15 protein-coding genes, 1 tRNA gene and 1 pseudogene are annotated in these 22,914 nt (G+C 35.6%); 9 read left to right on the top strand and 8 right to left on the bottom strand.

Annotated features, from left to right (window positions below; genetic code table 11):
- Positions 1-1,402 precede the first annotated feature (1,402 nt).
- Positions 1,403-2,650, top strand: a complete 1,248-nt coding sequence (locus WKH12_RS05165) for an IscS subfamily cysteine desulfurase (RefSeq protein WP_253309635.1) — start codon at positions 1,403-1,405, stop codon at positions 2,648-2,650.
- An 89-nt stretch (positions 2,651-2,739) separates the two neighbouring features.
- On the opposite strand, the gene WKH12_RS05160 is transcribed toward WKH12_RS05165, so the two are convergent.
- Complete coding sequence (locus tag WKH12_RS05160; RefSeq protein ID WP_434732174.1) at positions 2,740-3,642, bottom strand: recombinase zinc ribbon domain-containing protein; 903 nt, start codon at positions 3,640-3,642, stop codon at positions 2,740-2,742.
- Between the two features lie 165 nt (positions 3,643-3,807).
- Entirely contained in the window at positions 3,808-5,151 is a 1,344-nt protein-coding gene (ltrA, locus tag WKH12_RS05155; RefSeq protein WP_434732173.1) for a group II intron reverse transcriptase/maturase, read from the bottom strand.
- 489 nt (positions 5,152-5,640) lie between these two features.
- On the opposite strand from ltrA, the gene WKH12_RS05150 reads away from it, so the two are divergent.
- The gene (locus tag WKH12_RS05150) at positions 5,641-8,217 is read left to right on the top strand and encodes a hypothetical protein (RefSeq protein WP_434732172.1); all 2,577 of its coding nucleotides are present in this window, start codon (positions 5,641-5,643) and stop codon (positions 8,215-8,217) included.
- Here WKH12_RS05150 and WKH12_RS05145 read toward each other — a convergent pair.
- Positions 8,204-9,218, bottom strand: a protein-coding gene (locus WKH12_RS05145) for an IS630 family transposase (protein ID WP_434732009.1) whose coding sequence is annotated in 2 segments (ribosomal slippage) — positions 8,204-8,752 and positions 8,754-9,218 — 1,014 coding nt in all. Because the reading frame shifts where the segments join, the coding sequence is not laid out codon by codon here. The genes WKH12_RS05150 and WKH12_RS05145 overlap by 14 nt on opposite strands.
- Before the next feature lie 69 nt (positions 9,219-9,287).
- Here WKH12_RS05145 and WKH12_RS05140 point away from each other — a divergent pair.
- Together WKH12_RS05140 and WKH12_RS05135 are read left to right on the top strand one after the other, a co-directional pair.
- A complete protein-coding gene (locus WKH12_RS05140; protein ID WP_434732657.1) occupies positions 9,288-9,566 on the top strand; it encodes a TrbC/VirB2 family protein in 279 nt (92 codons plus the stop codon).
- Positions 9,567-9,679: 113 nt separating this feature from the next.
- Positions 9,680-10,003: a TrbC/VirB2 family protein gene (locus WKH12_RS05135; protein ID WP_434732171.1), complete on the top strand. Its 324-nt coding sequence runs from the start codon at positions 9,680-9,682 to the stop codon at positions 10,001-10,003.
- A gap of 1,119 nt (positions 10,004-11,122) precedes the next feature.
- Here the strand turns inward: WKH12_RS05135 and WKH12_RS05130 are convergent.
- The 3 genes from WKH12_RS05130 to WKH12_RS05120 all read right to left on the bottom strand — a co-directional run bounded on the left by WKH12_RS05130 (position 11,123) and on the right by WKH12_RS05120 (position 15,384).
- Positions 11,123-11,974, bottom strand: a complete 852-nt coding sequence (locus tag WKH12_RS05130) for a ParB/RepB/Spo0J family partition protein (RefSeq protein ID WP_264731549.1) — start codon at positions 11,972-11,974, stop codon at positions 11,123-11,125.
- Positions 11,971-12,813, bottom strand: a complete 843-nt coding sequence (locus WKH12_RS05125) for a ParA family protein (RefSeq protein WP_006280226.1) — start codon at positions 12,811-12,813, stop codon at positions 11,971-11,973. Before WKH12_RS05125 ends, WKH12_RS05130 begins: the two co-directional genes overlap by 4 nt.
- A gap of 90 nt (positions 12,814-12,903) precedes the next feature.
- Entirely contained in the window at positions 12,904-15,384 is a 2,481-nt protein-coding gene (locus tag WKH12_RS05120; RefSeq protein ID WP_253309329.1) for a response regulator, read from the bottom strand.
- Between the two features lie 160 nt (positions 15,385-15,544).
- Between WKH12_RS05120 and hemF the strand changes: the two genes are divergently transcribed.
- The 5 genes and pseudogenes from hemF (at position 15,545) to WKH12_RS05095 (ending at position 19,428) form a co-directional block, all read left to right on the top strand.
- On the top strand, positions 15,545-16,369 hold the full coding sequence (hemF, locus tag WKH12_RS05115; protein WP_264735810.1) for an oxygen-dependent coproporphyrinogen oxidase: 825 nt from the start codon (positions 15,545-15,547) through the stop codon (positions 16,367-16,369).
- Between the two features lie 201 nt (positions 16,370-16,570).
- Positions 16,571-17,749, top strand: coding sequence for a hypothetical protein (locus WKH12_RS05110; RefSeq protein WP_434732170.1), 1,179 nt, complete (start codon positions 16,571-16,573; stop codon positions 17,747-17,749).
- A gap of 45 nt (positions 17,750-17,794) precedes the next feature.
- A tRNA-Glu gene (locus tag WKH12_RS05105) sits at positions 17,795-17,866 on the top strand.
- 28 nt (positions 17,867-17,894) lie between these two features.
- Positions 17,895-18,338, top strand: a pseudogene (locus WKH12_RS05100) (RsmE family RNA methyltransferase); the annotation flags it as partial.
- A 75-nt stretch (positions 18,339-18,413) separates the two neighbouring features.
- Positions 18,414-19,428, top strand: a protein-coding gene (locus WKH12_RS05095) for an IS630 family transposase (RefSeq protein WP_434732009.1) whose coding sequence is annotated in 2 segments (ribosomal slippage) — positions 18,414-18,878 and positions 18,880-19,428 — 1,014 coding nt in all. Because the reading frame shifts where the segments join, the coding sequence is not laid out codon by codon here.
- A 475-nt stretch (positions 19,429-19,903) separates the two neighbouring features.
- On the opposite strand, the gene WKH12_RS05090 is transcribed toward WKH12_RS05095, so the two are convergent.
- On the bottom strand, positions 19,904-20,701 hold the full coding sequence (locus WKH12_RS05090) for an SGNH/GDSL hydrolase family protein (RefSeq protein ID WP_434732169.1): 798 nt from the start codon (positions 20,699-20,701) through the stop codon (positions 19,904-19,906).
- Between the two features lie 207 nt (positions 20,702-20,908).
- Positions 20,909-22,852, bottom strand: a complete 1,944-nt coding sequence (rpoD, locus tag WKH12_RS05085; RefSeq protein WP_434732168.1) for an RNA polymerase sigma factor RpoD — start codon at positions 22,850-22,852, stop codon at positions 20,909-20,911.
- Positions 22,853-22,914 lie beyond the last annotated feature (62 nt).

Raw genomic sequence — 22,914 nt, 5'->3', positions numbered from 1 at the left:
TAACATTAATTTACCCATGAGAACATAATTTCATGAAAACAAAAGCCTATAAGATTTCTCAAATCTAAGGTTAAAATACAAAAACTTCCTTGACAAACTCCGCCAGCCCCCTTATTATGATAATAAGGGTATTTATGACTCAAAACTTGTTTTTGATCTGCGCAGGTTCAACAACAAAAATTCAGTAAAAAACTCAGGGTATTTATTGGCGGATTAGATAAAATTATAGCGGCTGCATGTCTTTTTTATTTTTTCTACATTCAGCCAAATCGCGCTTAAACTAAGCGTCAGCACATTATTACAGCGCCACTTACAGTAATATAGAGTCAAAACTCGCTACTCGGGGCTTCTTTTGCCTTTTTTTTCGTTTGGTAAATTTCTTAAATATTTATGGCTAAAGTAATTTAGGCCTACCGACAACCGTCATCCCGCTACGTATTAGCGGCTAAGAGATACCGCGAATGAATCGCGGTATGACGGTTCGCGGTGGCATCTCGTCATCCCGCTACGTGTTAGCGCTTACTATTACCCACAAATAAAGACATGGTATTGTATTTACTCAAATAATTTAATTTTATTAACCTGAAAGCTTATTGGATTAAAATTATTAAATTAAGAGTTATAATTTTAGCAACTAAAAGCTGTAAATTGCACCATATAAACAGTTATTTCAAGCAAAAGTTATGCCATTAAGAGCTATGCAACAAACATTTATATTTGTGGGTAATAGTAAGGTGTTAGCGGGATCTAGAGATACCGCGGCGGTATAATGGTTAAGTAATTCGTCATCCCGCTGCTTGTTAGCGGGATCTATGCTAAGGAGATACCGCGGCGGTATGACGGTTCGCGGTGGCATGACAATAACTTCGTCATCCCGCTGCTTGTTAGCGGGATCTATGCTAAGAGATACTGCGGCGGTATGACGGTTAAGTAGGGTGTCATTCCAGTCTGGAATCTAGTTCTTATTGTACATTTACTTGGTGTAGAGTTAAGTTTCCTGGATCCAAGTAGTCTGGGCACTGGGATGACGAGAAAGGAGCACTGCCATTATAGAGTAAAATGAGATCCCAGTGTCTGGGCACTGGGATGACAAAGAAATAGGCACTGGGATGACAAAAAAGGGGCTACTCGGATGACAAAAAAAGGAGCACTAGAATGACAGGAGAAGGGGCTACTCGGATGATACTATTATAGAGTGAACCAGTGTCAGCTACTCGGATGACAAAAAAAGGAGCTACTCGGATGACATCATAGGGGCGCTGGAATGACACCATCACAGAGTGAACCAGCGTCATACACACATCCCTTTGGTGACAATGTTTGTTGATGCAAGATTATACCTTGAAAAAATTAAGTTTTAGTGCTATTAAATAGTTGTAAATTTTGTCCCTGTGGTAGCTTTATGAATGTTGAAAGTAAGAAAATACATGATACTAAAATAAAATTACCAATATTTCTTGATTATCAATCTACTACTAAAGTGGATCCCCGTGTTTTGGAGGTAATGATACCTTATTTTGGTGAGTTCAGTAATGCACACTCTCGCAGCCATTCATTTGGTTGGACTGCTGAAGAAGCAGTGGAAAAAGCAAGGAAACACATCGCTGATCTGGTGAACGCAGATAGCAAAGAAATTATCTTTACCTCAGGTGCAACTGAGTCAAATAATACAGCAATCAAGGGCATTGCTCACTTTTACAAAAATAAAGGAAATCATATAATAACTGTCTGCACGGAGCATAAGTGTGTTCTGGATTCTTGTCGGCATCTGGAAAATGAAGGCTTTAAAGTTACATATTTGCCTGTTAAGCAAAACGGAATTATAGATTTATCAAAGCTTGAGGAAGCAATTACTGATAAAACAATCCTGGTTTCAGTGATGATGGTAAATAATGAAATCGGAGTAATTCAGCCTGTAAAGGAGATTGGTAAAATATGCAGAAAGCATAATATATTTTTCCATACAGATGCAGCTCAAAGCTTTGGAAAAGTTCCAATTGATGTTAATGAGATGTGCATTGATCTTATGAGTCTCTCTAGCCACAAAATTTATGGACCTATGGGAATAGGCGCATTATATGTCCGTAGAAAGAATCCTCGTGTTAGGCTGATACCATTGATTAGTGGTGGTGGACAAGAAAGAGGTATGCGTTCTGGAACAGTTCCAACACCTCTTGCAGTTGGTTTTGGTGAAGCGGCACGTATCGCTAAAGAAGAAATGGAAACAGAAGCAAGCAAATTGGAAGGACTGAGAGATATTTTGTACAATAAGATAAAAGAAGCATTTCCTGATATCGTTTTAAATGGTGATTATGAAAATAGAATTCCTGGCAACCTAAACTTGAGTTTTCCCTATGTTGAGGGTGAGTCTCTCATCATGGCAATCAAGGATTTAGCAGTAAGTTCTGGTTCTGCGTGCACGTCTGCGTCTCTTGAGCCTTCCTATGTCATACGGTCGCTAAATAATGGCCACGACCTTGAGCATTCATCAATTAGATTTGGCCTAGGCCGATTTACAACTAAAGAAGAAGTTTTGTACGCAGCAGATCTTGTTGCTAAAAATATTGGCCGACTGAGAGAAATGAGCCCACTTTGGGAGATGGTACAAGAAGGAGTAGATTTGAACACCGTGAAATGGGACTTTCATTAAGTATATCCATTCAGCCAGTCCAACTGCAAATGCACTTTGAAATTACTCTGTAACCATTCACACTTAATTCTGCAATTCTTTGATCTCACTCATAGCTGTACGAACATTCGTTTTTGAAGGTAAATTGCACAGCAAATGGTGTCATCCCAGTGCCCAGACACTGGGATCCAGAAATTTTGCTTATAACTGAGCTGATGAGCTAAAGGTAGTTGTCTTACGCTAAAACAAACGTTTTTAATTAAGTTGCATAGAAGCTGGATCCCAGTGTCTGTACGACTAGTACAACATTGCATAATTCTATTATGCCCATTTTGATCAAAATTTGCAAGACTTTTTATGCGAAATACTATATGCAAGTGATTGTGATTAATTTCAATTTGATGAATTAACATTCTAATAATATTTTGCTTAGTCTGCCAATCTACCAGATCAAGTTTTGATTCAACACTTGAGGAAAAGTTTTTCAAGCTATCTGTAACGAGGCTCAATTCTTGTTGTAATTTCTTTTGATCAAGTACTTTTTCTTTTTCCTCCTCAATTTCTTTTAAATGCTGTTTCATTGTTGTAATTCTTGGCTCAAATTCTTCTTGGCTTATAAACCCTTTGGCATAGCTATCTATAAATTTTTTTATACTTAATCTTAACTTACTTTCTTGCTTTTCACGTGTTTGATTATGTAGAGGTTTTTTGTTCTCTGACAATCTACGTTGATATTCATTTGCAATCCTATCTGGCTCTTTTAGTATACTCTTGACTTCTTCCCATATAACTGCATCTAATACATCAGTGCGTATTGATTTATTGTCACATATTCTGTTGCCATTAAACCTGGAGCCAGAACAACGGTAGTAAGAATAACGTTTATTTCTACTATATACACCACAATAAGTATATTGGCAACGCTGACATACTGTTAAACTCCGCAACAAAAAAGTTTCTTTTCTTTCTCGAGCTCTTGCCCTTTGCCTATTTTCAGTTAGCTGTACTTGCACTGAATCAAATAAATTATCACTGATTATTTGTAGGGTCGAGAACTGGCGCGCCTACTTTAGGGTTTGGTGGCTGATCCATTGTTTTCACAATAGGCCTCAATCCAAATTCCCATGTTAACGTTTCCAGCTCCCGCCTCGTCAAACGCAGCATGCGGTTTTCCCGCACTACGCTTTCCTAGCAGATTCTTTACCAAAGTTTATCACATATTGTACTGGTGATGCTTTCGGTTTGTAATACCTTATTCTGTAGTCTGAATATAGACCCAGCGTTTTGTATATCCATTCGCTACTCCACTTCTTCCACCCAAACCCTTTCTTTGCTTTCCTGGCTCGCATTAAGTTGCGTCTTACCTTCTTTTCCACCCAATGTTTTACGTAATTGAACTTTCGACCAGAGTTCCCTATCCTAAAGTAGTTTACCCACCCTCTCAATATCGGATTGATGTCATGTATCACTCTTTTTATCGGTTGCGATTTATAGCGCCGAAATATTTCCTTCAACTTGCGTAGCAGGTTTGTTCGTGCTTTCATCTGCGGTGTTTTCCTGACATTCCATTTTCCTTGTCTTGTGATATTCTCTTGAAAATCAAACCCTAGGAAGCTAAATGTTTCTCCTTTCTTTAGGTTGATAACTTTTGTCTTTTCTTCATTTACGCTCACTTCTAGTTTTGCTAATTCTTCTTCCAACCTTCTGTATACTGCTCTTTCTAGCCATTCCCGTTTCGGGTGTTCACTAATCAGTATCACTAAATCGTCTGCCCATCTGGCATATTCCATACGTTGGTACTTTCCTTCTTTGGTCACCTCTTTTGCTTTCTCCAACATTTTATCTACCTCATTTAGGTATATATTGCTTAGTAGTGGCGAAAGTGGTGATCCTTGTGCTATTCCTCGTTTTCCTCCTGTTTTGAGGATTAGCTTAATCATGCGCATGATTTCTTTGTCATTTATTCTTTTGGCAATCTTTTCCATCAGAATATGATGTCGCACATTGTCGAAGTAGGATTTCAGATCTACGTCAATTACTTTTGTATTGCCTTTGATTGCTGCTTCCGTTACTTTTTGTACTGCTTCATGCGCATTACGCTTAGGTCTATACCCGTATGATCCTTTTTGGAAGTCTGATTCGAATATCGGTTCAAGTATTAGCTTCAGTGCTGTTTGCACTATTCTATCCCGGATGCAGGGTATGTTCAACTTTCTGAATTTTCCTCCAGATTTTGGTATTTCCTTCCTCCGGTTCCTATTTGGGCTATAGGTCTTGGTTATTAGTTCGTGTCTTATTTGTTGAAGATACTTTTCTAAGCCTTCTGCCTCTATCGATTCGAATGTCATCCCATCTATTCCTGGTGCCCCATTACTCTTCTTTGTTAGCTTATATGCTTCTTCCAGTGTCTCCATCTTACAGACGTGAACATAGATTCCCCAGAATCGCCATTCCGGTTCTGCTTTCGCTTTGATATATATCTTTCTTCTCAGGTCTTGTAATTTTATTGGCATTTTTATCATTTTTACCTTTACCTTCCTTTTGTTAAAAGATTTCTACTAGCAGGGTGCCTTTGCTCCATGAGCGTTACCTCACTTCTTCACTACTACGCACCCATCTGCCACCCTCTCATCTTCAGTTCACTTCCTGTTTTCCAGTTATAGAACCTACCTCTCCAAGGTATTTCTCCTTGGGATGAGGAGGGCTTCTCCAGTTGCTTTGTATGTCCTCATTGCCATGCCGTTACTAACACCCCGCTGAAGTAGACCTATCGTTTCATTCGTTTTTCGTCTGGTCTATTCTGTCTTCACCAGTACCAAGATGGCTCGACCTTCAGAATATTCCTTTCGAGGCAATCTGTGTATTCGCTTTCGCTACGGCCTGGTAATTCGCCATTATCCTACGATAATGTTGTCGGTAGGCTTCAACATTTTGGTTTCCCTCCATGCTGCTACCCAAGCTACAGGATTCCGACTTTTATCCTGGTAGGTCTATCTCCTACTGAACAATACTTGCCTTCTCTGGACGCACTTGGTCTTGAAAAAAATATTGTTGATAATGATAAGGAGCTTGCAAAAGGCTTAAACTTAAAAAGAGTCATGGGTAAAGGAAGGCCACAAGATTTTGAATTAATACAGTTATTGATAGAGGAAGCAGGTACAGAAGTTGGCACAAGCAAGCAAGAAGAGGATTTTAGATCTTTCGAAACAAGACTTCAATCATTTGTGGATCAGATTCCATCTTATTTACACTCTGTAGAAAAAGCAGGATTTTTTACGCACTTATTCTTAGGGAGCTTTTCTACTTTGCTGGATACAGAGATTGCGGAGAAGTTAAATATTAAAAAGGTTTATTTTAGTTTTGATACTTCGAAAACTTTAAAGGTAGCTATTGTTAAAAATGGTCAAATCGGAAATGCTGAAGACGCTATTAATAATATAGATTTATTTTCCATTTCAGAAGGTAAGCGCGGCCATCAGTTTACCGTTAATGAGTTGGAGAACATATTAAGAAATAATATAGATAGGAGTAAGATTAGAGATCGGAACGTTGAGCAAAATATTAAGAATGAAATTCAAGATAGAATAAAATCCAGATTAGTACAGATCTATAAAGGAAAGGATGGTATTTTTGTTAATATGGAAGTTAGGGAAATACTTGATTCTCCTGCTAGCAAAGAATTTCATAAAATAGAAAAAGGAATATGGAGTAATCCGGAAGGTGAAATAGCTGGTCTAAGTGGCTTTGATGAGAAAATAATTGCAAGATCTCTTGGGAGAGTTCTTGGAAAGATTAGTGAAGTTCATTCTAAATATGAAAACTCATTAATCTATGATAAGAGTGCACGTGAAGCAGCGCATCATGGATTTATGGTAGGCGTTTTCATGAATTTCCACTATAGGTATAATCTTAGAGTCTACCCAGAGCAATTTGCAGGAAGGGGTTATGCAGATATTATCTTGTTAGCTCGTGGTCCTGATCGTGTATTAGATTCTATTCCCATTATTATTGAGTTAAAAGCAGGGGCAGGTACTAATGCTACTCCAGATAAGGCTTTGCAGCAAGCAGAAAAGTATGCACAAGGTTTTCAACCAAATGTTCAGCGAGTTCTAACCACTGCAGATGACATTTTATGTGTTGGTGTCAATCTTGATAATCCATCTCCTATCTCTGATATTAAAGTATCAAATCGTGGGGAAGAAATAATTCCTCTTTTTCAAGATATGCTAAAATCTGCTGATGACTGGGATACGCAAAGGATTGGAACAATAGAATTAAAGGGACAGGTGAAAGATAATCTAGAACGTATTTATCATACCTTTCCTGGTACACCTGAGAAGGGAGATAATCATTATTTTAGTAGATTTTTACTAGGGCAATCACTATTGCTAAATAGAGTTGAAGATTTAAAAACTGGTTTTAAAAAATACATTTTTATCTATGGAGATAATATACCTACTGAAGTGCATCCTAATCTTCGTGAGCTTGGACGTCCAGCAGCTAAAAGAGCCAGAGAAAGACTGTCAACTAATCTTGATGCAAGCCACGCAGTTGTAACAATGGCGCTTATTCCAGAAAATACAGAGAAATTGGTTTATGTAATAAATATTGTTGAAGCTAACAGAAAGGATGTTCTGAACGGGCTGGATGAAGTGCTCCCTCTTGATAGATTAAATAGAGAAATAGGGAATAGGGAAATAGTCGAATTAAATCTTAATTTTGATACTAGATACAAGTCAGATTTTAAAAGATATCTTACTATTTGGGCTGAAAAATATAATTCTTTACAAGAGTACAACAACGGAGCTGAGAAACTTCGAGGTACTTTTAAAGAAGTTCCTTATCCTAATGAGTTAAAAGAAACATTCGATAAAGCACTAGATATCCAATCTTTATCAATAGGAGGATATAGTAGATTATTAGAAAAAATTGGAGAAGGAATATTCCCTTTTAAGAGTCTCGTTAATAAAGAAGCTCATTTTCAGGGAATATTGAATGGAGCGTTTAGTTATTATAGCGACCTAAAATTACAAGAATCACCAGAAACTAGATCACTAGTTTTAACTGAGTTTCAAACTGGTAGAGGGGAACGCATTGATATGCTAGTTCATGGTGTTAAGTTTGTGGCTCAAGGTGGAAATGCTGAGGAGTACACTCCAGTAGGGTTAGAACTGAAGGCATCAAGGCAGGGCAAAGGAGCTCAAGCTTTATTGAAGGAAGCAAATGATCAAATAAATGAAGAATACAAAGAAGGTGTTACCTACAAAACACTTACAGATGGTGATGAGGTAAAATTTATCGGTGTTGTTTTTGATAAAGGATCTAATAATCCGAATAAACTTATTTTAACAAGTAGGACAACTAAGGAAGGATTTATTCCTGTTGAAGTAGTTCATAGTTCAGTTCATATGTTACCTACTGTAGGGCAGTGTTCTAAAAGAGAATCTTCATCACCAGAGTATCCACCAAGTAAAAAACCAAGAAGAGAAAGAAGTGTAAGTATGGCCTGCATAGATTCGTTTGATGAAGAAAAGATTACAGAGGAAGAAAAAAAGCAACTTATTATACCAAATCTCATAAATAAGTAGGCAAATAACTAACAGAACAAATGGTTTTGATCGAACTTTCCGTAATATTACGAATGAATGCACATACAGTATCCTCCAATAAACTAACAGAGTCATATATTCTATTTTTAATGAGATTGTCTTTCAAATATTGCCATAAACGCTCTACTGGATTTAACTCTGGTGAATATGGAGGTAAATAGATTAAGGTAATATTTTGTGGTATTTTTAAACCTTTGGATCTATGCCATCCTGCACAATCCACAACAAGAAATGCCTCCCTTGTTCCTAAATATTGTGACATCTGCTCAAGGAATATATTCATACAATCAGTATTGACGTTTGGTACGAATAAGCTAGAACTCTCTCGATTTCTAGGATTAACTGCACTATAGAGATAAAAGTTTTGCCTACCTAATTTTACCTTAACCTGTGTCCTAATGCCTTTTTTAAACCACCCGTGTCCAATCTTTGAATGTGTGCCAAACCGCGACTCATCGAAGAAAAATAGCTCTTTTTCGGGATACGTGACAATAGTTTCATTAAGATTTTTTTTTAAACTCTTCTTGTTTATTTTTATCCTGTTTATTGTGCACAGGCCTTGGAGTAATATACGAAAAACCTAACTTTTGCATCAGTCTATGTGCTGTAGACTTACTTACCTCAATAGAAAACATTTTCTCAATTATGATTTTTAATTTCTTAGCCGTTAGGTTGGCTCCTTCTTCTGCTATGACATTTTTAATTTCTTCTTGCTGCTTGTAGCTCAACTTCGGCTTTACTCCACGTCCTGGTTGTATTTTAAACGCATTGACTCCTCCTTCCTTAAATCTTGTAATCCACTTCATCAATGTAGTTCTAGTAATTCGGTATATTTGAGCAACTTTTGTTATTCCATATTCTTTTGCAGATATTATTGCCTGTAATCTTCTTCCTATCTCTCCTCTTATGCCGTGCTTCTTTAATTCCAGGTTACACTTATTATATAATTCTTCTCCTATTGCTTTACTTTTTCCTGCCATAACTCCCCACTAATTCTTAAATTATTCTATTTTAGAAATTTTTCTTTATTCCTCTATTTATTTTTAGGAATTGGTATAACATCAAATACAATATGCAAAATAGTAGGCTATATTCAAAGCTTAGGTGGACCGATGATCACAATAGTGATAATTGGTGCAGCATTGCTTGCGATATTTGGGAAAATGCCGTGGCCAGCGCTTTTTGCACTCGGTGCATTCACCGCTGTATTCTTTGGTGCTCCTGTAGTTGTTTCAAAAATAGTACCAGGTGGTGTAATTTGTAAGGACGGTAAAGTTGCTTGCCCTGATGGTACAAGATGGAGAGTGAGAAGGAATAAATGTATCTAATAGATATTAAAGTTCCAGGAAAACACTAGTAAATGGTACTTACTGCATCATTTACTCAAATTTAATCAATGTGATAGATAATCAAATATGAAACAGAAATTATAGGAGGCGTAATGAAAAATTTTCTTCTACTTGTAGCTTTAATTCTCTCCTTTGCGTTTGATGCAAATGCTGCAAATACTTTTGTTGATAAAAATGATACAACATCATCAGTGATATGCAAGATAATAGGCTATACTCATGGCATAGGTGGACCAATGATCACAATAGTGATAATAGGTGCAGCGTTGCTTGCAATATTCGGCAGAATGCCGTGGCCAGCGCTTTTTGCACTTGGTGCATTTACTGCTGTGTTTTTTGGCGCTCCTGTAGTCGTTTCAAAAATAACACCAGGAGGTGTGATTTGTAAAGACGGTGCAGTAGCGGATAATCCATAGAAATTATAGGAGGCGTAAACGTAGTTTTCTTTACTTGAAAGTGGTAAGTTTTACCACTTTCAGTATCTATAACCATCTAATAAACTCTCCTTTTGTAATCATATTAGTTAAAGTCTGGATTCCAGCGTCACGCGCTGGAATGACAAGGTTATCGTCATGCTGCCGCATACCGTCACGGTATCTCTAGATACCGGCTAACAAGCAGCGGGATGACGGTTGTCAGGGTAGCTGTCATCCCAGTGCCCCTTTTTTTGTCATCCGAGTAGCTGACACTGGTTCACTCTATAATAGTATCATCCGAGTAGCCCCTTCTCCTGTCATTCCAGTGCTCCTTTTTTTGTCATCCGAGTAGCCCCTTTTTTGTCATCCCAGTGCCCAGACACTGGGATCCAGGAAACTTAACTCTACACCAAGTAAATGTACAATAAGAACTAGATTCCAGCGTCACGCGCTGGAATGACATCATAGGGGCACTGGGATCCAGAAGACTTAATTTCAACCAAGTGACTGCATAATAAAGGCTAGATCCCAGTGTCACGCACTGGGATGACACCCTACTAGCGGAAGTTACTCTCAAATGTTTGTTCATGTTGCTATAAATATTAAGAAATTTACCAAATAAAAAAAAAGGCAAAAGAAGCCCCGTGGTTATTATCTGCTTTAAAATATTGGCGTTTTTTATGTTTTAAACGCTTGACAAGCAAGATTTAGCTGCTTTTAATTGCAACTAACCTACGCTGCAAATGTTTAAGAAATTTACCAAGCAGAAAAAAAGACAAAGAATCCCCGAGTTAGCTAGTCCTTTACTATCTTTGTCGAGTATTGGCATTTTTTGATGTCTTGTAACGCTTTGTAAGCGCGTTCAGCTTATTTAGATAAAAATCTAGATGTAGATGAAGTTTTGTAAAGACATACAGTATCTATATACTGCAAAAAATTAAACATAAGACGCCGATACATTAAGTAATCCTTACCTTTTAATCTGCAGATTGGCGAAAGCAAATACAATAGCTTCACTTCCATGATAAGGGGGCTGGCGGAGTTTGTCAAGTGATTTTTGTCTCTCCATGCTACTTGGGTGACACCAACAGTTGTATTTTATATTATCTTTTTGCTCTACTAGCACTCAAGTTTCCTATTTAAAATTTTTAATATTAAATTCAATTCATTTGGATTATTATACCGTATCATAACTTTACCCTTAGAATTACTGTCATTAATTTTGATCTTTAAACCAAGTTGAGAAGATATAGCACCTTCTAGTGCTGCCATATCTTGATTTTTGGTATATCTCTGCTCTTTTTGGTTGTTACTTTGATGTAAGTCTTTTATCAATTTTTCAGTTTGCCTAACGCTTAAGCCTTGGGAAATTATTTTTTCTGCAATACTTTCCGCATTTTCAACATTAATCAACGCTCTTGCATGGCCCATAGATAGCTTTTTTTCGTTGATCATTGTTTTTACTCCATCAGGAAGTGACAACATCCGAATCATATTGGTTATGTGACTGCGGCTTTTGCCTATAGTTGAAGCTAATTCTTCATGTGTATAGGAAAACTCATCTATCAGTCTCTTATACGCTTCACCTTCTTCTATTGGATTAATATCTTGCCTTTGTATGTTTTCAATAATGGATACTTCCAAGCATTCCTTGTCGCTCAGATCTTTTATGATAACGGGTGCACTATCAAGATTTGCAATCTTGCTTGCTCGCCAACGACGTTCCCCAGCTATTATTTCGTAACCATCATCATTTGAATCTTTGCGTACCACGATAGGCTGTATAATGCCACTTTTCTTTATCGAATTTGCAAGTTCTCTTAATGACTCCTCGTCAAAATGTTTCCTCGGTTGAAATTTGCTTGGGTGCAGTAATGAAATAGGCAAATACTCTTGTCGATCTTCTTTATTATCATAATTATCGCCTATGAGGCCGGCAAGACCTCTGCCGAGGCGTCTATCATCCTTCATACCACGCCCTCACTCACTAGCTTCTTCTCCTTACAACTGCTCGCGTGCTTTTTTAAAATTTCCCTTGCCAAACTTATATATGCTTGTGCACCAGGACACTTAAGATCATACACAATAGCGGGTTTTCCATGAGAAGGCGCTTCTGATAACCGTACGTTACGTGGAATAACAGTCTCATACAATGGGATGATAGTTTTGTATACTTTATCATTTAAATACTGGCAAATATCGTTTTTAATCTGTTCACTGAGTTTGTTGCGCCTGTCATACATTGTTAACACGATCCCTTCTATTGCCAAAAAAGGGTTTAGGTTATTCCTTTTTATCAGTTCTACAGTTTTAACTAAATGGCTTAATCCTTCCAGAGCAAAAAACTCACACTGAAGAGGAACAATAATAGAATTAGCAGCAGTCAAAGCATTTATGGTTAGAAGCCCAAGTGATGGAGGGCAATCGATGATTATATACTCATAATTATCGCGTATCTTTTCTAATGCGCTTTTTAGCACAAATTTTCCTCGCTCAAGTTGCGATAATTCAATTTCTGCAGCTGACAGATCAACTACTGACGAAATTAGTGATAAATTTGGAATTTCCTTTATATTGAAAATTGCCGATTCTATCAATTTATTTTCGCTGCTCAGTAGTATTTTGTATATATTTTTTTCTTCCCTACTACGATAAGAAATCCCGAGTCCGGTGCTAGCATTTCCTTGAGGATCAAGATCTACCAATAAAGTGCTTTTTCCCACAGCAGCAAAGGCTGTCGATAAATTTATACTAGTTGTGGTTTTGCCAACTCCACCCTTTTGATTTACTATTGCAATAATCTTGCTCACGCCTTTTATCTTATGTATAAAATAATTCTATTGTATATATGCAAGAAACTTTTGCATTAGAAAATTTTTTTGTTGCTAATCACACTAAAATTAGACTGTCTTTTTTGCTTTGTGTAACACACTTTGAACCTTGTTTCCTAATTCATTCAGAGTGAATGGTTTTGGCAAAAAGTGAAAATCTTCTATATTGATGTCATCACTCTTTAAAAAAGCATCTTCTGCATACCCAGAAATAAAAATAACGTTAATATTTGGCCTATGGATCAATGCTTCTTTAACTATTTCTGGACCACTCACCTCTGGCATGATTACATCAGTGATTATTAGATCTATGTGTTGATTTTTTTTACTGATTATTTCTAGCGCCTCGCTGCCTATGCTCGCTTCTATTACATCAAATCCTTTTCTTTTGAGTGCTTTAGAGATGAATTCCCTTACTGAATTTTCATCTTCAATCAATAAAATTATACCATTACCTTTAATTTCACTTACTACCGGTCTTTCTATTTCTTCACTATCTTCCTCTATCAGATTTTCATCTGATATGTAAACCATGGGCAAAAATATGCTAAATTTAGTTCCATGATTTACTTTGCTAGCAACATAGATGTATCCTTCAGTTTGTTTAATAATGCCATATACAGTAGAGAGGCCAAGACCTGTACCAGAGGTAATATCTTTGGTAGAAAAAAATGGGTCAAATGCCTTTTCAATTGTATCACTTGTCATTCCACATCCAGTATCAATTACTTCAATCACAACATAATTTCCATGTTCGATCGTTTCCTTGTCTGGAGAAAACATGTCCTGAGATGTAGAATTTAATGAGTCAATCTTTTGATTAAAGGTTCGTATAGTTAATTCTCCGCCCTTTTCCATAGCAGCACTAGCATTGACTGCTAAGTTAAGTATAACTTGCTCTAATTGCCCTTGATCAGCCCTAACAGCACCCAAGTCTCTACCATAATAAATATTAAACTTTATATTTTCACCTATTAATCTTTTTATCATTTCATAAAGATTAGCTATAGTACTATTTACATCAATAATTTTTGGCTGCAAGGTCTGTCTTCTTGAAAAAGCAAGCAATTGTCTTACTAAATTTGATCCACGCTTTGCATTTTGCTGTATCTGTATTATATCTCCAAAAGATGGATCACCAGCTGAATGTTGGAGTAAAAGCAAATCGCAAAATCCTATTATCCCAGTCAATATATTGTTGAAATCATGCGCAATACCACCTGCTAACTGCCCTATAGCTTGCATCTTTTGATAATGCTCAAGCTTTATCTCTAGGTTTTTGTGTTCAGTATTGTCAATAAAATAACAAAGTATGAAGATCATTTTATTATGAAGAAACTTATTGAAATATATTTTTATGTTATTATCGCCGTTGAGCTGTACATCAAAGGACGCATTATTTATTCTATTACTCGAAAAATATTCACGTATTTTCACATGATAACTATCTAATATCAATGTAAAGATTGAATTATTATCTGACCCTGCAAGCTTTATTAGTGCCGTATTTTTCTTTACAAAGTTGCCGTTTATGTCACATTGTGCAATAGCAATTGATGAATTTGCAAAACAAGGGTGTAATTGATAATCAACAATATTTGATTCGGTTGGTGTTATAAAGCCATATATATAGCTATGGTTGTATTTATCACAAAATATAGCAGTGCTCATATAAGCCTTGAATGGAATACCACTTATAGTAAAAAACAAAATTTCATTATCGGTTGTTGTATTGTTATATTTAGATTGAGATATAAAATCACTGATTGAGCTACCTTTTTCCAGTTTTTTCAGTTCAAATATATCTAAAAATCTTTTATTTACAGATAAAATCACCCCTTTGGCATTTGCAATGTAAGTTCCTATACTGTGTTTTTCTATTAACTCTTCATATATCTGCTCCTTGTTTATCTGTGTTGCTTTTAACACAAAATACCCATCTGGCCTTGCTATTGGCACTAATGATAAATTTAAAATCTTATTACTATTTATAGCAATTTGGGGATTATCTGGTATCGGCTCAAAGAGCAAAAGAAAGTTAGATACTCTATTCTTCTTGTTTAAGGAAATGCATACTTGTACAGAAGAGTTATTTTTTAGTGCATGATAGAGTACTTTTTTGTCTTCTTCTGAAACATCTCCTATTTCAAAAATCTTGCCTAACGTAATGTCATCATCTATATGATCTTTAAACCTTTCGTAGAACCTTGCATCAGCATAAATAATACCCTCATCTCTATGTAAAATAAGGCAAAATTCTGTATTATGATTTAGTGCATTTGCAAATATTGCATTTTGAAATTCTATAGTATTAAGTAGGTGTCTGTAGCGTTTTACATTATATATCATAAAGAGAGTTGTTAGAATGCTAACTAATAAATTAATCTCTATATTAATATGCTGACTATATATATCAAAAAAGTAGAGTATCGATATTGCTACTGGAGGTAAGAGCATAATAACTGCCATCACAACAATTGACATTCCATAATTTCTTAGTATGAAATCAACCCTGTTCTCTTTTTTGTTATCTATGTATCTTTTATTCATTATTGTTACTTAGCATCGTTGTACATACGAAAATGTTTTATTATATTGATTTAATTATTATAGATTTATTAACGTCTTTGATAGATAATTATCATCCAAATCTAATTAAGTTCCTTAAATATCAGATATAACAATGTTAATAAGCTAGCGAGAGGATATTATGGAAAAACAAAGAACACAAGCATTTAAGTGGTTCTGTGCACTAAGAGATAAGATCATAGAATCTTTCTTATTAATTGAAAAACAATCATCCGCAGAGCCAAAGATCGAAAAAAGAAAGTGGGATCGCCCAGGTGGTGGAGGTGGTGAATCTACAATTATTTTTGGCAATGTTTTTGAAAAAGTTGGAGTAAACGTTTCAAAAGTACACGGAAAATTTGCAGATTCAGCCATTAATGAAATTCCTGGTGCAAGTGAAAGTAACGGAGAGTTTTGGGCAAGCGGTATATCTTTAGTGTCTCATATGCAATCGCCCCTTATCCCTGCAGCACATATGAACACAAGGCTGATATATACTTCAAAACAATGGTTTGGTGGAGGGATGGATTTTACGCCAATATATAAAAATGAAGAAGATTGCAAGTATATTCATGAATCAATCAAAATGACATGTGATAGATTTGACACCGGATATTATCCAAAATTTAAAGAGCAATGTGACAACTATTTTTTCTTACCACATAGAAAAGAGCCGCGTGGCATTGGTGGTATTTTCTATGATAATCTGAGTTCTGGCAATTGGAGAAATGATTTTGAGTTCACAAAAGCAGTAGGTGAAGCCTTTTTGGAAATTTATTTGCACATCATACGTAAACATATACAAAAATCTTGGACAAAAGAACAACGAGAAAATCAATTAATAAAACGTGGCAGATATGTAGAATTCAATCTGTTATACGATCGTGGCACAAGGTTTGGTTTAATGACTGACGGCAATCCAGATGCAATTATGATGTCAATGCCACCACTTGTTAAGTGGTTATAGAGAGCTGCCATTAGCAGAAAATAAATCATCATAGTTTAAAGTTGTACCATGATAGTGAGCTTTTATATAGGGGGTATAATCATGGGTATAATAGATAATTTTTTAATTAAATCTGTCAAAAACAATGACATAAAAGGTGTTAAACTGACTCTAAGTCTCTACAATGCACTAAATAGTTTTAGAAAATTCTTTTCAAAGACTATGTCTTTCAAGAATACAGGATCATTTGATATAAATAATAATCAAGCTTTAAATCAGGCTTTAGGATATGCAGTAAAAAGCCTTGATTATGATGTAATGGAATTACTTATTAATGCTGGCGCCAACGTTAATGCAATAGGCAGCAACGGTATAAGAAGTGTAATCTATAAATACGAAAGAGCACTTGCTCATGAGAAAGAGGTTATGCCGGTCCTAGGCAAGGAGTATCTCAAAGACTATAAGGAAAAATGTTGTTTAATACTTGGTGAGTTAGTAATAAATGGTGCAATGCCTCGAAATGTTGCAGAAAAGGAAAAAATATTGAACATTTTCAAAGAAAGAGAGGGTTTTGATGAGTTTAAAGAAGTAGTAAAGTTGAAACTTGAGGCTAACTCAGTTGGTAACATGATACCACCTAAAAAACCTCCTAGAACCTTTGAATATGAGCCAATAACTATGTATGCTGAGGTGAGCAACAATGTAATACCACCTCAAAAACCTCCTAGAACTTTTGAGTATGAGTCAAAGAGTACTGGCCATGGTAATTTTCTTTTAAAAGAGTCTATTTACGCTGAGGTGTATGACACTAAGGTTAGTAACTCATTAGGGGAGTTGAACATATCAGAAAAATCTATTTATGCTGAAATATATGATTCACATAAAAAATCTACTGAAAATTCATCATTGGACGATAGTGGTTATTTGAGTATATCAGAAGAACCTATTTATTGCACTATAGATGATCTTTCAGAACAAAAAAAGCCTGCTAGCCTAAAACAGAAAGAGCCAGAACAATCGTCAGAACCTATTTATGCTAGGGTAGATTTGTCCAAGAAAAGAGCAGAAAAAAAAGCAAAAGATGTAAAAGCCAATTCTGGAACTTACCATGGGTTAGTGCAGGATAAAGTGAATGATTGGCAAGAGCAAGTGAAGCTAAGTGCTAATAAGCCGATAAGTCAGCAACAGACTAATGATCAAAAAATTAAGACCAAGGCTGGCTTTAGTGTAGAAGAAATAAAGCAGAAATATGAGCGTAGAGATTCTGGCTACGATTCTGGCTATGATTCCGATACAAAAGTTGAACAACAATTAGAATTAGGATCTAAAACTCCTAAATCTGAAATAAATTCAGTGAATATTAAATATGGAATAGAGAAAGACGTTTGCGCCATAAAATAATTGACTTTATGTGCATAATCAATATAACTTGAGTTAATTCGCATTGACTCTTTCGTCTAGTGGTTAGGACACCACCCTTTCACGGTGGTAACACGGGTTCAAATCCCGTAAGAGTCACTCAAGTAGAATATAATTAAAGTTTTGAATGGGAAAAATTAGGCTTTATTTTGAAGAAGCTTTATCACAAGGCGTGAGTTTAGCACTTAATCCACAACAAAGTCACTATATTTGCAATGTAATGCGGCTTAAGAAGTATGATAATCTCTCTCTTTTTAATGGAAAGGATGGAGAATGGTTAGGAGAAGTAGTTAATATATCGCGTAAATTAACAAAAGTTACACTCAAAGAATGCACTAAACAACAGCAATATGAGGAAAATTTATACTTATATTGTGCCATGGTAAAAAGTGGTGCTTTAGGCAACATAGTAAGACAGGCAACTGAAATGGGAGTAACCTGCATTCAATTTATTTCAACGGAACGTACAGTAGTAAAAAACATTAACCTAAGTAGAGCAAAATTACAGGCAATCGAAGCTGCGGAACAATCCGGTAGGATGAGTATACCAGAGATTTTGCCTCCTATTAATACCAATTCCTAAAAATAAATAGAGGAATAAAGAAAAATTTCTAAAATAGAATAATTTAAGAATTAGTGGGGAGTTATGGCAGGAAAAAGTAAAGCAATAGGAGAAGAATTATATAATAAGTGTAACCTGGAATTAAAGAAGCACGGCATAAGAGGAGAGATAGGAAGAAGATTACAGGCAATAATATCTGCAAAAGAATATGGAATAACAAAAGTTGCTCAAATATACCGAATTACTAGAACTACATTGATGAAGTGGATTACAAGATTTAAGGAAGGAGGAGTCAATGCGTTTAAAATACAACCAGGACGTGGAGTAAAGCCGAAGTTGAGCTACAAGCAGCAAGAAGAAATTAAAAATGTCATAGCAGAAGAAGGAGCCAACCTAACGGCTAAGAAATTAAAAATCATAATTGAGAAAATGTTTTCTATTGAGGTAAGTAAGTCTACAGCACATAGACTGATGCAAAAGTTAGGTTTTTCGTATATTACTCCAAGGCCTGTGCACAATAAACAGGATAAAAATAAACAAGAAGAGTTTAAAAAAAAATCTTAATGAAACTATTGTCACGTATCCCGAAAAAGAGCTATTTTTCTTCGATGAGTCGCGGTTTGGCACACATTCAAAGATTGGACACGGGTGGTTTAAAAAAGGCATTAGGACACAGGTTAAGGTAAAATTAGGTAGGCAAAACTTTTATCTCTATAGTGCAGTTAATCCTAGAAATCGAGAGAGTTCTAGCTTATTCGTACCAAACGTCAATACTGATTGTATGAATATATTCCTTGAGCAGATGTCACAATATTTAGGAACAAGGGAGGCATTTCTTGTTGTGGATTGTGCAGGATGGCATAGATCCAAAGGTTTAAAAATACCACAAAATATTACCTTAATCTATTTACCTCCATATTCACCAGAGTTAAATCCAGTAGAGCGTTTATGGCAATATTTGAAAGACAATCTCATTAAAAATAGAATATATGACTCTGTTAGTTTATTGGAGGATACTGTATGTGCATTCATTCGTAATATTACGGAAAGTTCGATCAAAACCATTTGTTCTGTGAGTTATTTGCCTACTTATTTATGAGATTTGGTATAAACTGACTGTATCTGTTCAGAGGAGTGGCTAATGTGCAAATATTGAAGCAAAGTGCGTGACTCACAGCTGTACGAACATTGCAATATGGCACATAGTAAACGATGTCATCCCAGTGCCCAGACACTGGGATCCAGTTTTCCATATAATCTCATCGAAAATGTTGTAATCACTTTCTGTGCTAGTTTGCTTGTGAACAAGCAAACTTTTCTGGTTCCCAGTGTCAAGCACTGGGATGACATCATAGGGACACTGGGATCTAGGGAATGTTCAAAAAACTGTGTCAAATCAACTCATACACTTCATTACCAACTTCATGATGAAGTTCTGCAGTTGGATGGAAATAATCAAAAAAGAAATAATCCTTTAGTGTTTCTTCGCTACACCCAGGGTTATAGTGAACGTCAAGTTCCCCTTTAAATATCAACTTTAAGAGTATTTTTATATTTTCTTTAAATCTCCCAATTTAGTCTGCAATGTTCGATGTGCATGCATCTTGACAATTTAAACCTTTGCTCTTGTATTCGCTAAGCATACTTTTCATTTTAGAGTTAAGATCAAATGCTTTTATTTCAAGATTTGTACTTTTCTTCATATAATCTAAGCCATTAGCCAATTTTGCATTGAAACTCTCTGTGAGCTTCGTAGCTAGTTCCCTTGCTTCTTCATCTCTATTAAAAGCTGGTATTGAGCCAACTTCAGGTGCGTTTGCAACAACTACATGCTTAACACCATGTTCATTTAGAACCTTAAGTGCATTACATATTTCACTCACTGCTTGTTCCAACACTTCTTCCGCTTTAGTACCGTCATAAGCAGTGGCAACCATAACATCATTTCCGCCGATTATGATGCAAAATAAATCTTCTCTACCTATATCTGGATGATGTTTAATTACCGCATCTAGCTGGTTAGCTAAACGAAATTTATTGAAGAAATAAGAAAAAATAGGGTCAAAAATTTCAGACGCTGTTGCACATGAAACTGCATAGTTTTGACCTTGCTGTTCGTGGCATCTACCAAAAAATGAATAACTCCACCCAGGTTTAAATTTGTCTAAATCTAAATATTTTGCTACATATTCAACAGCAGTAGGGCCATTGCTAAAAGATCCTCCTTGATAAAAAGGGTCATCAAACTTTACGCTTTTTGCAAAGGATAAGTTATTTAAAATTCCAATGATTGCGCCATTATCGGATAAACTATCACCCAGAACATAAAAATTTCTATACTTTGAATTAGAATTGTCATTTTTGTTTGTCATAATATTTACCGTAGATTAGCATGTTGTTTCATTAGATTCATAAAAAAAAATAGCGGTGCAACTTTTTTACAACCCCCATTTTAAACTTTATTGTGCATTTCCTTCATATCATACCTTTTTGAAAAAACGTTTTATTTTAAAAACGCTCTGACTTTTTCTCCACTTTTTCCGGGCAAAATCAGCTTCTTCTTAACTTGACACGTATACTTAAAAGAACCCTCTAAGTTTTCTAGCGCGGCTTGGATGTTTCAACTTGCGCAGTGCTTTTGCCTCTATTTGCCTAATTCTCTCACGTGTTACATTAAAAATTTTTCCTACTTCTTCTAAGGTATGCTCCTTCCCATCTTTACCAAGGCCAAAACGCATTCTTAGAATTCTTTCTTCCTTTGGTGTTAAAGTTGCAAGAACATTGGTTGTAATGCCACGCAAGTCAGCAAGTATTGCAGCATCCTCTGGTCTGGAGACTCGCTTATCTTCTATACAATCACCGAAGGTACTACTATCATCCTTTCCTGTTGGAGCTTCAAGACTTACTGGGTCCCTTGCTATTTTCATAACTTTGCGTATTCTTTCCAGTGGCATTGTCAGTTCTACACTTAATTCCTCTAACGTCGGCTCTCTTCCCATCTCATGAGTCATTTTTCTTAATGCTCTGTTGATTTTACTGATAATTTCTACCATATGAACTGGTATTCTAACTACTTTAGACTGCTCAGGTATTGCCCTAGTGATTGATTGTCTTACCCACCAAGTGCCATAAGTTGAAAATTTATATCCACGTTTGTAATCAAACTTATCCACGGCCTTCATAAGACCAATATTGCCTTCTTGTATCAAATCAAGCAGATCAAGGCCTCTTTTTGAATACTTCTTAGCAATGGAAACTACTAGCCTTAAGTTAGCCTTAATCATCTCTTGCTTTGCTTCAGAGACTTCTCGTTCGTGTTTTTGTATTCTCCTGATTAGCTCCTTAAATTCTTGCACGTTATCTTCCTGTATATGCTGCTTAATACCGTTCAAAGTACTAGCTATATGTTCAGAGTTATCGTCTATAAACCTTAAAAATTTGTTTTTTAATTCACCTGTAAAAGAGGACTGATTTTCATTGATCTTTAAAAGACTTATCTTTTTCAATTCGTGCTTTAAAAGCACGTCATCATAAACTTTATAGAAACTTTCTCTATCGATATCGTATTTTCTAGCCTCAGCAATAAGATTAGCCTCTTCAAGCGTGATGGATCTATTTATCTTATAAAGTTCTTGTGTAATTCTGGCAACAGCAGCATCACTTAACTTAATTTGTAATGCTATAGACCATATTTGACTATATAAATTCTCTAGTTCATCAGAGGAATCTTTAGAATTTTTTCTTAATACCAATGCTTCATTTGTTAAAGTAATTATCTCATCCAATGCAACTATGACCTTTGGCAATAAGTCACTTTCCATTTCAAGAATAGAAACATTTAAATTCGCTGAATTTATATCTTCATTATCACCGTCTTTCTCATCATCACTTTTTTTACTATCTTTCTCATCATCACTACAGTACTCAGCATCTTCAGAAACATCCTCAGAATCCTCAACATCTTCAGCACTTTCTTCACTCTCTTCTTTGGGTACCACATTAAAGTCAGAGTTATAAATTGCATCCAGATCTATAATTTCTCTCAGTAAGAGAACTCCACTACTTAAATCATCACGCCATACTTTTATCACCTTTAATGTTACTGATGTTTCAATTATTGCACGTAACATGTTATGCTTTTCAGATTCAATTTTTTTTGCTATCTCGATTTCATCTGCCCTTGACAAAAGCTTTACAGAGCTCATGTCTTGTAAATAAATCCTCACTGGATCATCATTTTGTACTAAAGTTGCAGTAATATTTGGCGATGTGTCATCATCATCAAGTTTACTATCATCACTGTTGGAAGGAATATCTTCTTCATCTTCGCTACTTTCAAGCACATTAATTCCGGAATCCTGCAATAAAGATATAGCATCATCTATAAAATCAGACGAAAAATTTTCATCTGATAATTTATCATTTATATCATCAAAGGTGACAAAACCACCTTTTTTTATACTTTTAGTTACAAGATCTCTGATAACTTTTTTCTTATCTTCTGCATCATTAATAGTTGACATCATTACCTTTATAGTTTATAATTTTATTTCTTATTAACAAATAAACTTACAACGAGCAAGTC

The sequence above is a fragment of the Wolbachia endosymbiont of Zygogramma bicolorata genome, assembly GCF_051130665.1.
GTDB lineage: Bacteria > Pseudomonadota > Alphaproteobacteria > Rickettsiales > Anaplasmataceae > Wolbachia.
This window is presented reverse-complemented; position numbering and strand designations above follow the sequence as displayed.

Coding starts and splice junctions, on each gene's coding strand:
- WKH12_RS05090 (WP_434732169.1), bottom strand. CDS start 20,701: ATGACAAACAAAAATGACAATTCTAATTCAAAGTATAGAAATTTTTAT.
- WKH12_RS05130 (WP_264731549.1), bottom strand. CDS start 11,974: ATGAAGGATGATAGACGCCTCGGCAGAGGTCTTGCCGGCCTCATAGGC.
- rpoD (WP_434732168.1), bottom strand. CDS start 22,852: ATGTCAACTATTAATGATGCAGAAGATAAGAAAAAAGTTATCAGAGAT.
- WKH12_RS05135 (WP_434732171.1), top strand. CDS start 9,680: ATGAAAAATTTTCTTCTACTTGTAGCTTTAATTCTCTCCTTTGCGTTT.
- hemF (WP_264735810.1), top strand. CDS start 15,545: ATGGAAAAACAAAGAACACAAGCATTTAAGTGGTTCTGTGCACTAAGA.
- WKH12_RS05110 (WP_434732170.1), top strand. CDS start 16,571: ATGTCTTTCAAGAATACAGGATCATTTGATATAAATAATAATCAAGCT.
- ltrA (WP_434732173.1), bottom strand. CDS start 5,151: ATGATAAAAATGCCAATAAAATTACAAGACCTGAGAAGAAAGATATAT.
- WKH12_RS05165 (WP_253309635.1), top strand. CDS start 1,403: ATGAATGTTGAAAGTAAGAAAATACATGATACTAAAATAAAATTACCA.
- WKH12_RS05120 (WP_253309329.1), bottom strand. CDS start 15,384: ATGAATAAAAGATACATAGATAACAAAAAAGAGAACAGGGTTGATTTC.